Below are 12,265 nucleotides of genomic sequence, written 5' to 3' on the forward strand. Positions count from 1 at the left end.
TATGCCCTGCCGCTGATCGGTTCCAGACCACGAGGCACGATGACGTGGTGTCCAAGGCCCCCGTGTCGAAGTCCCCCCACGTCCTGGAAGCGGTCCTCGAGCGGCTCACCTACGTGAACGAGGAGACCGGTTACACCGTCGCCCGGGTCGCCACCGGCTCCGGCACGGATCTGCTCACCGTGGTCGGATCGCTGCTCGGCGCGCAGCCCGGGGAGAGCCTGCGGCTGAGCGGCTGGTGGTCGTCGCACCCGCAGTACGGGCGGCAGTTCGAGGTGATCTCGTACACCACCGTGCTGCCGGCGACCATCCAGGGCATCCGCCGCTACCTCGGGTCGGGCCTGGTCAAGGGCATCGGGCCGGTCTTCGCCGAGCGGATCGTGGACCACTTCGGACTGGACACCCTGGACGTGATCGAGGAGTCGCCGGAGCGGCTGATCGAGGTGCCCGGCCTCGGCCCGAAACGCACCGCGAAGATCACCTCGGCGTGGGCCGAGCAGAAGGCGATCAAGGAGGTGATGGTCTTCCTCCAGGGCGTCGGGGTGTCCACGTCGATCGCCGTGCGGATCTACAAGAAGTACGGCGACTCGTCCATCGCGGTGGTGAAGAACTCGCCGTACAAGCTGGCCTCGGACGTCTGGGGCATCGGCTTCAAGACGGCGGACACGATCGCGCAGGCCGTCGGGATCCCGCACGACAGCCCCGAGCGGGTGAAAGCCGGCCTGCAGTACACGCTGTCGCAGGCCACCGACAACGGGCACTGCTTCCTGCCGGCGGACACGCTGGTGTCGGAGGCCGCGAAGATCTTGGACGTTCCCGAGGGCCTCGTCCCGTCGTGTCTCACCTCCCTCGTCGAGGAGGAGGGGGTGGTCCGCGAGGACGACGCCGTCTATCTGGTGCCGTTCCACCGGGCGGAGCAGTCGCTGGCGTCGTCGCTGCTCCGGCTTCTGTCGGACAACTCCGACAGGCTGGGGCAGTTCGCCGCCGTCGATTGGGACAAGGCGCTCGCCTGGCTCCATCAGCGCACCGGGCAGACGCTCGCCCCCGAGCAGGAACAGGCCGTCCGGCTCGCGCTCACGTCCAAGGTCGCGGTGCTCACCGGCGGCCCCGGATGCGGCAAGAGCTTCACGGTACGGTCGATCGTCGAGCTCGCCGCCGCGAAACGCGCCAAGATCCAGCTCGTCGCTCCGACCGGCCGGGCCGCGAAACGGCTCGCCGAGCTGACCGGCCACCCCGCCGCCACCGTCCACCGCCTGCTCAAGCTGCAGCCCGGCGGGGACGCCAGTTACGACCGGGACAACCCCCTCGACGCCGACCTGCTCGTCGTCGACGAAGCCAGCATGCTCGACCTGATCCTGGCGAACAAGCTGGTCAAGGCCGTCCCGCAGGGCGCGCACCTGCTGCTGGTCGGCGACGTCGACCAGCTCCCCTCGGTCGGGGCCGGCGAGGTGCTGCGCGACCTGCTCGCCGCCGACGCGATCCCGCGCGTCCGGCTCACCCAGATCTTCCGGCAGGCCGCGCAGAGCGGCGTGGTCACCAACGCGCACCGGGTCAACCAGGGCCGGCCGCCGCTGCTCGACGGCATGACCGACTTCTTCCTCTTCCCCTGCGACGACACCGAAGCCACCGCGGCGCTCACCGTCGACGTGGTCTGCACCCGGATCGGCCGCAAGTTCGGCCTCGACCCGCGCCGTGACGTGCAGGTGCTCGCCCCGATGCACCGCGGCCCGGCCGGCGCGGGCGCGCTCAACGGCCTGCTCCAGCAGCAGCTCACGCCGGGCCGCGAGGGCCTGCCGGAGAAACGGCTCGGCGGCCGGGTGTTCCGGGTCGGCGACAAGGTCACCCAGATCCGGAACAACTACGACAAGGGCGCGGCAGGCGTCTTCAACGGCACCGTGGGCGTCGTGACCGGACTGTCCCCCGAGGAACAGACCCTCACCGTCCGCACCGACGAGGACGAGCTCATCGAGTACGACTTCGACGAGCTGGACGAGCTGGCACACGCCTACGCCATCACGATCCACCGGTCCCAGGGCTCGGAGTACCCGGCCGTGGTGATCCCGCTGACCACCAGCGCCTGGATGATGCTGCAGCGCAACCTCCTCTACACCGCGATCACCCGCGCCAAGAAGCTGGTCGTGCTGGTCGGCTCCCGCCGGGCCCTGGCCGCCGCGGTCCGCACCGTGAGCGCGGGGCGCCGGCACACCGCCCTGACCCGCCGCCTCGGCTCATAGCACACCGCGGCGGCGGCCGTGCGGCGATTGGCTGAATCGGGCCGAATGGTCGCCTTTACCGGACTTCCGTTCGACTGTTTCCTGGGCGGGCAAGGCCGTTCCGGGAAATCACTATGGTGAGCAATGGAAAACAATTCCGCGCTTCGCCGAATGGTTTCACAAAAGAACGGAGCAATACTCATGTTGCGCACTCTCACCGCCGGGGCGGCAATGCTCGGCGCGCTGGCCGTGGCCGCTCCCGCCCAGGCCGGGCCCACCCCGGACGAAATGATGATCATTGACGTGGTCAACGCCAACGGCTCCGGCTGCCCGGACGAGTCGAAGGCCATCTCGGTGGCGAAGGACAACAAGGCCTTCACCGTCACGTACGCGGAATACACCGCCCAGGTCGGCCCGGAGGCGACGCCCCTGGACTTCCGGAAGAACTGTCAGCTCGCTCTCGACATCAAGGTTCCGAACGGATTCACGTTCGCGATCGCGACCGCCGATTACCGCGGTTACGCGAACCTGCAGAAGGGCGCCCGGGCCGAGCAGCTCGCCAGTTACTACTTCCAGGGATATACCCAGACGACGCGCAGCTCGCACCCATTGCGGGGCCCGATGGACGACAACTGGCAGCGCACCGATCACGTCGGAATCGCCTCGATGAACTGGCTGAAGTGCGGCGACCGGCGGGTCCTCAACATCAACACGGAATTGCGCGTCAACCGGGGGACATCGGACTCGCGGAAGCACACCAGCTTCATCTCGATGGACTCCACCGACGCGGCGATCAACACCGTCTACCGCCTGCAGTGGAAGAAGTGCTCCTGATCCCGCGCGGTCAGCGGCGATCGACGAACGCGGCCCAGGGGTCCTCCTCCGGCGGACGCCGTCCCCCACCCTCGGCGGGGGCGGCGCCGCCGCCCGGCGCACCCTGCGCGGAACCGCCCGGCCCCGTGAACGGCGCACCCTGAGCGGAGCCACCCGGCCCCGTGAACGGCGCGCCCTGAGCGGAGCCGCCCGGCCCCGAGAACGGCGCACCCGGCGCGGAACCGGCCGGTTCAGCGGACTGTGCCGGGACGGACGCCCGGGAGGCCAGCAGCGCCGCCAGCGCCGTGGTGATCGGCACGGCGGCGACCAGGCCGATCGTGCCGACCGCGCTGCGCACCAGTTCCTGGGAGATGAGCTGCGAGGTGAGCAGCTCGCTCACCGGGGTGTTGCCGGCCGCGAAGAGCAGCATCAACGGCAGCGAGGCCCCGGCGTACGCCAGGACGATCGTGTTGATCACCGAGGCGATGTGGGCCCGGCCGATCCGGGTGGCGGCGCCGTAGAGCCGGCGGAACCCGTACCGTGGATTGGCGATGGCCAGCTCGGAGACGGTGGCGGACTGGGTGACGGTGACGTCGTCGAGCACGCCGAGCGAGCCGATCACGATGCCGGCCAGCAGGAGGCCCTGCATGTTCACGTCGCCCTGGGTGATCGTCAGGTAGTTGGACGTCTCGTCGGCCACCCCGGTGAGGTGCACCGCGGCGGTCGCGGCGGCGGCGAGCACCGCCGTGATCGCGAGGCTGGCCAGGGTGCCGGCCACCGCGATCGTGGTGGTCAGCGTGAACCCGTGGGTCAGGTAAAGCACGATCAGCATGATCGCGGCGGCGCCGACCACCGCCACCGCGACGGGTGAGCGGCCGTCCAGGATCGCCGGGACGATGAAGAAGAGCAGGATCGCGAACGTGACGGCGAGCCCGCCGAGCGCGGTCAGCCCACGCCACCTGCCGAACGCGACGACGGCGAGCGCGAACGCCGCCCCGAGCAGCCAGAGCCCTCGCGACCGCTCGTGGTCGGAGATCGAGTAGCCGAGGCTGCCGTCCTCGTCCGCCAGGACCAGCAGGACCACCCGGTCGCCGGCCTCCACCTCGGGCGCGCCCGGTCCGGACGGGATGTCCGTGGTGATCACCGTGCCGTCGCCGAGCCGCACCGTGACCGTCCCGCAGCCGGTCAGCGGGGTCTCCCCCTCCGGCACCTCCGGGCAGGCCTCCGGGACGATCGACACGATCTCGCCGGTGGCCCGCTGCGGACCCTCGCCCTCGACCGCCGTCGGCGCGTCGCGCGGCCAGAGCAGCAGCATCCCCACCACGGTGAGCAGGACCGCCGGCAGCAGCAGCCAGAGCGTGATCCGGCGGGCCCGGGGCGACATCGGCTGCGCCGTGCCCGGGGTGTGGTGGTGCTGGTGGTCGGCCGGGCTCATCTCGCTCCTCGTCACGGTCGGCGGTGGTGCTGCCGCACCGAACCGTACCCGTGGAGCGTCATGTCACGGGCGGGCGTTCCCCTTCGCGCCGGGGTGGAGCGTCATGTCACGGGCGGGCGTTCCCCTTCGCGGCAGGGTGGCCGGCCCGTGCCCGGTCCTTCGGGGTGCGGCCGAAGACGAGCCAGAAGTCGGTGATCGCGAGGCTCAGCACGGGACGCCGGCCGGCCAGGTAGCCGAGCGGGCCGGCCGGGTCGGCACGCCACGCCGCGTCGGCCGTACGCAATCCGCCGCGGCCTCGCACCGGTGTGCGCCGGACCGCGTCGCCCAGAGCCTGGGCCACCGTGAAGCCCAGCGGGAAACGGCCCGGCAGCCGCCCTTTCAGCCGGACCAGCGCCGAGCCGATCGGCCCGCCGGCGCCGGAAGCGGACGCGACGGAAGAGGACGCGATGGAAGAAGACGTGCCGGAGGAGGACGTGCCGGAGGAGGGCGCGACGGAGGCGGACGCGTCGACGAGCGGCTCGGTGTCGGCGTCGAGCTGGAGCTCGGCCATCTCCTTGGGGATGCCCCAGAGCCGCCGGCCGCCCTCCCGGGACGCCACGCTGTCCACCCAGATGTCGGTGATGCTGACCCGGGGACGGCCGCGCTCGTGCACCAGCACCGCGCTGAGCAGTTCCCGGTAATGCAGGACGCCGCCCGGCTCGTAGGAGACCCAGGCGGCGCCGACCGCGACCCGGCCGCCGACCGTGACCGGGCGGACCGTGTCGCGCAGGACCGGGGGAAGCTGCGGGAGCTTCCCCCGGGGGACGAGGAAGAGCGAGAGGTACATCTGACCGCGCAGGTGCCAGGGTTCGGGCGGATACATGCCCTTAGATTGACACCTGCGGTTCGGTATCGAAAGGACTAGTAACGGAAGCGGGAGACCACCGACTGGAGCTGCGCGGCCGTGACGTTGAGGTCGTCGGCGGCGGTACGGGTGTCACCGACCGTCTCGGTGGTGCGGCGGGTCGCGTCGGAGACCGTCGTGATCGTCACGGCGATGTCGCCGGCGCTGCTGGCCGCCTCGGTGAGGGTCCGGTTCATCTCCTGGGTGGTGGCGGTCTGCTCCTCGACCGCGGACGCGATCGTCAGCTGCAGGCCGTTGATCCGCTCGATGATCGCCGAGATCTCGCCGATCGCGGTGACCGCGCCGCTGGTGTCGGCCTGGATGGCGGAGACCCGCTGGGAGATGTCCTCGGTCGCCTTCGCGGTCTCCTGGGCCAGGTCCTTGACCTCGCCGGCGACGACCGCGAAGCCCTTGCCGACCTCACCGGCGCGGGCCGCCTCGATCGTCGCGTTCAGGGCGAGCAGGTTGGTCTGCTCGGCGATGCTGGTGATCACCTTGACCACGGTGGCGATCTCCTCGGAGCTCTCGCCGAGACGCGCCACGATCGCGTTGGTCTGCGAGGCGACCTGCACGGCCTGGGCCGCGACCTGGGTGGCCTCCGACGTGGAGACGCTGATGTCGCGGATCGCCGAGCCCATCTCCTGCGAGCCGGCCGAGACGAACTGCAGGTTGTTGGAGACCACGTCGGCGGCCGACGCGACCGTGCCGGCCTGGGAGGAGGCCTGCTGGGCGGCGGCGTCCACGGCGACCGAGACCGAGCTGAGCTGGGCGGCGGCGGACTGGATGGTGCCGGCGTTGCCGGCCAGCTGGACGACGTCCTCACGCAGGCGGGCGATGCCCTTGTCCAGGGCGGCGGCCATCCGGCCGATCTCGTCCTGGGTGGTCACCCCGGAGGTACGGGTCAGGTCGCCCTCGGCGAGCCCTTCGGCGATGTTGGAGACGCCGCGGACGGTCTGGCCGACCCGCGCTGCCACCCGGAAGCCGATCAGCAGGCTGAGCAGCACACCCGCCGCGAGCAGGCCGGCGATCAGGTAGGCGGCCTCGCGGCCGGCGTCCTCAGCGTCGGCGATCTGCGCCTCGGCGAGCGCCGTCGCCTGGTCCTGCAGGGCGGTCTGGTCGTCGCCGAGCGCCTCGTGCAGCGCGGTGTACTGGGTCAGCGCCTGGGTCAGCTCGGCGGCGCTGGCGCCGGACCGGTCGGTGCCGACGAACTCGATGAAGTCCGCCCAGTCCTGCTTCGCCTTGGCGACGTTCGCGTCCCCGGGCAGCGCCGCCTCCAGGTCACCGAGCGCGGCTTCGACGGCGTCCTTGTTCGCCTCCATCGCGGCGCTGAGCTGCTTCGCGATGTTCGGGTAGAGCTGCAGGGCGGAGTTGCCGCCCACGTACGCCTCGATGTTCTTGCTGAACGTGCCGACCGACGTCGCGATCTTGATCGACTGGCGCTGCGCGGTCGCGGCGTCCTCGTTCAGGTCGAACACCGTCTTGATGGCGACGCCACCGACGATCAGACCGCTCAGGGTCGCGACCATCGCGGCGGCGCCGATCTTCGTACGCAAGGAGCGGTTGTCGAACGCACCACTCAAGCCCATCACAAGCCTCCTCATCTCCGCCCGCTCTGGGCTCTGCCCCGCGCAATCGGCACGCCGGGGCGCGGGTTGAGGAGGTACGGAGCCACTCTTTCCTCATATTGTGGATTTCGAGTGACCCCGAACGAGGGAACTATCCGGAATTGCCTGTCTGCTCGCTCAGTGCCCGGAACAGCAGCGCCGCCGAGGTCGCGCCCGGGTCCTGATGTCCGACACTTCGCTCACCCAGATAGGAAGCCCGTCCCTTGCGCGCGAGCAGGCCGGCGGTGGCGCGGGCACCCTCCCGGGCCGCCACCGCCGCCTCCCCGGCTGCCGCGGTCAGGTCGCCGCCGGCCGCCACCGCCGCCTCGAAGGCGTCCGCCGCGGGCTTCCAGGCATCCACGATCGTCTTGTCGCCGGGTTCCGCGCCGCCCAGTTTGCGGACCGCCTCCAGCCCGGCGTGCAGGCCCGCAGCCAGGTCGGCCGGGGTGACCGTCGGGCCGGGCGGCAGCGCCTTGCCGAGCGATCGCAGCGCGCTGCCGTAGAGCGGTCCGGACGCCCCGCCGACCTTGGAGATCAGCGTGCTGCCGGCCTTCACGAACACCTCGCCGGCGCTCGTGAAGCTCCCGGCCTCCAGGGCCGCGGCCACGGCCGTGAAGCCGCGAGTCAGGTTCACCCCGTGGTCGCCGTCCCCGATCGCCGCGTCCAGCCGGGTCAGCTCGTCCGACGCCGCCGCGACGGCGTCCGCGGTGGCGCGCATCCACCCGATGGCGAGATCCACCTCCACGTCAGGCGCCCCACCGCAGGCCCGGCGTGACAACCGGGGCGTCCCAGAGCCGGAGCATCTCGTCGTCCACCCCGGTCAGCGTGATCGACAGACCAGCCATATCCAGACTTGTCACATAATTTCCTATCAACCGGCGTTCTATCGTGATGTTCCGTGCTTCGAGGAGCTTCGTCAGCTCGCCGTAGACCAGGTACAGCTCGATCAAGGGTGTCCCACCCAGTCCGTTGACCAGCACGATCACCCGGTCACCGGGTTCCTTCGCCGTCACGATCGCGTCCAGCGCCGACGCCACGAGCTCCCGGGCGGGACGCAGCTTCTCCCGGCGGCGGCCCGGCTCGCCGTGGATGCCGACGCCGACCTCGATCTCGTCCTCCGGCAGGTCGAACCCGGGACGACCGGCGGACGGCGTGGTGCCGGCCGTCAACGCATACGCGAAGGACGCGGATCTCTCGTTGACCCGCCGCCCGATCGCCGCGACCTCGGCCAGCTTGCCGCCCTCCTCGGCCCGCGCCCCGGCGATCTTCTCGACCAGCAGGGTGGCGCCGGTGCCGCGCCGCCCGGCCGTCCACGTCGAGTTCTCCACCGCCACGTCGTCGTCGACCAGCACCGTCTCGACGGTGATGCCCTCGTCGGCGGCCATCTCGGCGGCGAGCTGGAAGTTCATCACGTCGCCGGTGTAGTTCTTGACCACGTGCACGACACCGGCGCCCCCGTCGACCGCCTTGGTGGCGGCCAAGATCTGGTCCGGCACCGGCGAGGTGAAGATCTCGCCGGGACAGGCGGCGTCGAGCATCCCCGGTCCGACGAAACCGCCGTGCAGCGGCTCGTGGCCGGAGCCGCCACCGGAGACCAGCGCGACCTTCCCGGCGCGGGGCGTGCCGGCGCGTGCCACGTACTGCTCGGCTGCGTCGACGCGCAACTCGGGATGGGCGGCGGCGAGCCCGGCGAGCGCCTCGGCCACCACGTCGGCGGGATCGTTGATGAATTTCTTCACGGCCGGCTCCTCCCTGTCGGGCGACGGTGCCCTGGGGATCAGCATCGTCGCGTTGAGCGATTCCGCCAACCCTTTCGGTGACTAACATCCATTCCCATGGCGCTTGTCGGGATCGTGCTCGTGTCGCACAGCGGCACACTGGCGGACGGGGTTCGGGACCTGCTGCGGCAGGTGGCGACCGAGGAGGTACGGGTGGAGCCGGCCGGCGGACTGCCCGGCGGCGGGCTGGGCACCGACGCGGAACTGATCGCGGCGGCCATCGGGCGGGCGGAGACCGGGGCCGGGGTGCTGGTCCTCGCCGATCTCGGCAGCGCGGTGCTGACCACCCGTACCGTAATCGATGATCTTGACCCTGGCCCGATCCTGGTGGACGCGCCGTTCGTGGAGGGCGCGGTCGCCGCGGCCGTGCTCGCATCCACCGGCGCCGATCTGGAAACGGTCGCCGCGGCAGCCCGGGAGGCGCGCGATGTCCCCAAGTTCTGAGATCGAGGTCGTTCTGCCGGCGGCCTTGCACGCCCGGCCGGCGGGTGCGGTGGTCCGGGCCGTCGCCCCCTTCCAGGCCTCCGTTCAGGTACGCCGTGACGACCGCGCCGCCGACGCCCGCAGCGCCCTGCGCCTGATGTCGCTCGGTGCCGAGGCCGGCACCGCGGTGACCGTGGTCGCGACCGGCGACGACGCCCCCGAGGCGGCGGCCGCCGTGGCCGAGGTCCTGCGCACGGCGTCGTAGTTTCCGGAGCCGGTCACCAGGCGACTTGATCGACGTTCACCAATGTTCGGCTCGCCCGCCTCGGTGACCCATCGTCACGACCGGATGCGGCTCGCTCGCCTCTCAGTGAGCGGCGGAAACCCCACCCGCGACCTCAGCGCTCCAGGATCGCCACCACGCCCTGCCCGCCCGCCGCGCAGATGGAGATCAGGCCGCGGCCCGACCCCTTCTCCGCGAGCAGCTTCGCCAGAGTCGCCACGATCCGCCCGCCCGTCGCGGCGAACGGGTGGCCCGCCGCCAGTGACGAACCATTGACGTTCAGCTTCGCGCGGTCGATGGCGCCGAGCGGCGCGTCCAGCCCGAGACGCTCCTTGCAGAACTCCGGCGACTCCCACGCGGCGAGCGTGCTGAGCACCTGCGACGCGAACGCCTCGTGGATCTCGTAGTAGTCGAAGTCCTGCAGGCTCAGCCCGTTGCGGGCCAGCATCCGGGGCACCGCGTACGCCGGGGCCATCAGCAGACCCTCGTCCCCGTGCACGTAGTCGACGGCCGCGGTCTCCGAGTCGACGAGGTACGCGAGCGCCGGCAGCGAGTGCGCGGCCGCCCACTGCTCGGAGGCGAGCAGCACGGTCGACGCGCCGTCGGTGAGCGGTGTCGAGTTGCCCGCCGTCATGGTCGGGTTCTCCGTGCCGTACACCGTCTTCAGCCCGGCGAGTTTCTCCAGGGTGGTGTCGGGGCGCAGGTTCTGGTCGCGTGTCAGTCCCAGGTAGGGCGTCAGAAGATCGTCGAAGAACCCGCGGTCGTACGCGGCGGCGAGGCGCTGATGCGACGCCAGCGCCAGCTCGTCCTGTGCTTCCCGGCTGATCTGCCAGCGCAGGGCGGTGATCGCCGCGTGCTCGCCCATGGAGAGCCCGGTCCGCGGCTCGGAGTTGCGCGGCAGCTCCGGCTGGAGCGCCTGCTGCGGACGCAGCCGGGCGACGGCCTTGAGACGGTCACCCAGCGTGCGGGCCCGGTTGAGCGACAGCAACGCGCGGCGCATGTCCTCGTTGACCTGCAGCGGCGCGTCCGACGTGGTGTCCACGCCACCGGCGACACCGGCCTCGATCTGGCCGAGCGCGATCTTGTTGGCGACCAGGATGGCGGCTTCCAGGCCGGTGCCGCAGGCCTGCTGGATGTCGTAGGCCGGGGTGCGCGGGTCGAGGCGGGACCCGAGCACCACCTCGCGGGTCAGGTTGAAGTCCCGGGAGTGCTTGAGCACGGCGCCCGCGACCACTTCGCCGAGCTGCTCGCCGGCCAGGCCGAACCGGGCGATCAGCCCGTCCAGCGCGGCGGTCAGCATGTCCTGGTTCGACGCCTCGGCGTACCGGCTGTTGGACCGCGCGAACGGGATCCGGTTGCCACCGAGCACCGCCACCCGATTGATCTCCGGCACGACCATCCTCCACCTCGATTACCCAGCACAGCGATTACGCAGCACAGTGATTACCCAGCACAGCGATCACCCGGCAAGCTACTGACGAGTAGGCTACTCGCATGGCTGACAGGTACGCGAACTTCGCCAACTCCGGCCTCGGCCGGACCGTGGTCAAGCGCCTCGGGCTGCCTGATCCGCCGCGTCTGCGCCGGCACCGTCCGGGCGACCCGCTCGTCGACGGGCCGGTCCTGCTGGGCGCGGCGCCGGGCGGCCGGCTCTCCGAGCCGGTCCGCAAACAGCTGGGAGACGCAGGCGTCGAGGTCGCGCTCTCCCCCACCGAGGGTACGCGTCATGGCGCGCTGATCTTCGACGCGACGGGCATCGGTGACTCCGGTCAGTTGCGGGCTCTCTTCGACTTCTTCCACCCGTACGCCCGATCGGTGAAGGTCTCCGGCCGCGTGATCGTGCTGGGCACCCCACCGGAAGCGACGCCCGGCCCGAAAGAGGCGACCGCGCAGCGGAGCCTCGAAGGTCTCACCCGGAGCATCGGCAAGGAGTTCGGGCGCGGGGTGACCAGTCAGCTGGTCTACGTCGCGCCCGGCGGCGAGGCGGCGCTCGACTCCACTTTGCGGTTCCTGCTGAGCGGCCGGTCGGCCTACGTCTCCGGGCAGGTCGTGCGGATCGGCGCCGGCACTCCCCCGGCGCCGGCCGACTGGCAGCGGCCGCTCGACGGCAAGCTCGCCCTGGTCACCGGCGCGGCCCGGGGCATCGGCGCGGCGATCGCGACGACGCTGGCCCGCGATGGCGCCGACGTGATCGCGCTGGACGTGCCGGCCGCCGGTGACGCCCTCGCCGACGTGGCGAACTCCTGCTCCGGCCGCGCGCTGCAGCTCGACCTCACCGCGCCGGACGCCCCGGCCCGGCTGGCCGGCTATCTGGCGGCCCTGCCGCACGCGGGCGCCGACATCGTGGTGCACAACGCCGGCATCACCCGGGACAAGACGATCGCCCGGATGTCCGAGGACCGCTGGGACTCGGTGATCGGGGTGAACCTGACCGCGCCGGAGCGGGTCAACGACGTACTGCTGGAGAGGGATCTGATCCACACCGGCGGCCGGATCATCGGGGTCGCCTCGATCGCCGGCATCGCCGGGAACCGGGGGCAGACCAATTACGCGACGAGCAAGGCCGGCGTGATCGGCATGGTGCAGTCCTCCGCGCCGCTGCTGGAACCGCGCGGCATCACGATCAACGCGGTGGCGCCCGGCTTCATCGAGACCGCGATGACCGCGAAGATGCCGGTCGGGCTCCGGGAGGCGGGCCGGCGGCTGAACAGCATGTCCCAGGGCGGCCTGCCGATCGACGTGGCCGAGACGATCGCCTGGTTCGCCTCACCCGGCTCGCAGATGATCACCGGGAACGTGGTCCGGGTCTGCGGCCAGAGCCTGCTGGGGGCCTGAC

General features: G+C 71.3%; 11 protein-coding genes. 5 read left to right on the plus strand and 6 right to left on the minus strand.

Annotation, left to right across the window (positions count from 1 at the left end; translation table 11 throughout):
* Window positions 1-44 precede the first annotated feature (44 nt).
* Together recD2 and AMIS_RS27645 are read left to right on the plus strand one after the other, a co-directional pair.
* Window positions 45-2,231, plus strand: a complete 2,187-nt coding sequence (gene recD2 / locus AMIS_RS27640; protein ID WP_014445726.1) for an SF1B family DNA helicase RecD2 — start codon at window positions 45-47, stop codon at window positions 2,229-2,231.
* 180 nt (window positions 2,232-2,411) lie between these two features.
* On the plus strand, window positions 2,412-3,044 hold the full coding sequence (locus AMIS_RS27645; protein ID WP_041830103.1) for a DUF4360 domain-containing protein: 633 nt from the start codon (window positions 2,412-2,414) through the stop codon (window positions 3,042-3,044).
* Between the two features lie 10 nt (window positions 3,045-3,054).
* Here the strand turns inward: AMIS_RS27645 and AMIS_RS27650 are convergent, their stop codons facing one another.
* The 5 genes from AMIS_RS27650 to dhaK all read right to left on the minus strand — a co-directional run bounded on the left by AMIS_RS27650 (window position 3,055) and on the right by dhaK (window position 8,684).
* Window positions 3,055-4,458 (minus strand): YibE/F family protein, encoded by a 1,404-nt coding sequence (locus AMIS_RS27650; RefSeq protein ID WP_014445728.1) that lies wholly within the window; start codon window positions 4,456-4,458, stop codon window positions 3,055-3,057.
* A 106-nt stretch (window positions 4,459-4,564) separates the two neighbouring features.
* Window positions 4,565-5,320 (minus strand): acetoacetate decarboxylase family protein, encoded by a 756-nt coding sequence (locus tag AMIS_RS27655; protein WP_014445729.1) that lies wholly within the window; start codon window positions 5,318-5,320, stop codon window positions 4,565-4,567.
* 38 nt (window positions 5,321-5,358) lie between these two features.
* Entirely contained in the window at window positions 5,359-6,927 is a 1,569-nt protein-coding gene (locus tag AMIS_RS27660) for a methyl-accepting chemotaxis protein (RefSeq protein WP_041830104.1), read from the minus strand.
* Between the two features lie 130 nt (window positions 6,928-7,057).
* Window positions 7,058-7,690 (minus strand): dihydroxyacetone kinase subunit DhaL, encoded by a 633-nt coding sequence (gene dhaL, locus AMIS_RS27665; protein WP_014445731.1) that lies wholly within the window; start codon window positions 7,688-7,690, stop codon window positions 7,058-7,060.
* Between the two features lies 1 nt (window position 7,691).
* Entirely contained in the window at window positions 7,692-8,684 is a 993-nt protein-coding gene (dhaK, locus tag AMIS_RS27670; protein WP_014445732.1) for a dihydroxyacetone kinase subunit DhaK, read from the minus strand.
* A 96-nt stretch (window positions 8,685-8,780) separates the two neighbouring features.
* On the opposite strand from dhaK, the gene dhaM reads away from it, so the two are divergent.
* Together dhaM and AMIS_RS27680 are read left to right on the plus strand one after the other, a co-directional pair.
* Window positions 8,781-9,167, plus strand: a complete 387-nt coding sequence (dhaM, locus tag AMIS_RS27675) for a dihydroxyacetone kinase phosphoryl donor subunit DhaM (RefSeq protein WP_014445733.1) — start codon at window positions 8,781-8,783, stop codon at window positions 9,165-9,167.
* Window positions 9,151-9,411 (plus strand): HPr family phosphocarrier protein, encoded by a 261-nt coding sequence (locus tag AMIS_RS27680; RefSeq protein WP_051042156.1) that lies wholly within the window; start codon window positions 9,151-9,153, stop codon window positions 9,409-9,411. The genes dhaM and AMIS_RS27680 overlap by 17 nt, the downstream gene beginning before the upstream one ends.
* Before the next feature lie 133 nt (window positions 9,412-9,544).
* Here the strand turns inward: AMIS_RS27680 and AMIS_RS27685 are convergent, their stop codons facing one another.
* Window positions 9,545-10,822 carry an acetyl-CoA C-acetyltransferase gene (locus AMIS_RS27685; protein ID WP_157435109.1) on the minus strand — a complete coding sequence of 426 codons (1,278 nt, stop codon included), beginning with the start codon at window positions 10,820-10,822 and terminating at the stop codon, window positions 9,545-9,547.
* A gap of 101 nt (window positions 10,823-10,923) precedes the next feature.
* Between AMIS_RS27685 and AMIS_RS27690 the strand changes: the two genes are divergently transcribed.
* The gene (locus tag AMIS_RS27690) at window positions 10,924-12,264 is read left to right on the plus strand and encodes a 3-oxoacyl-ACP reductase (protein WP_014445736.1); all 1,341 of its coding nucleotides are present in this window, start codon (window positions 10,924-10,926) and stop codon (window positions 12,262-12,264) included.
* The last annotated feature ends 1 nt before the right edge of the window (window position 12,265 follow it).

Origin of the sequence: Actinoplanes missouriensis 431 (assembly GCF_000284295.1) — a bacterium.
Taxonomy (GTDB): domain Bacteria; phylum Actinomycetota; class Actinomycetes; order Mycobacteriales; family Micromonosporaceae; genus Actinoplanes; species Actinoplanes missouriensis.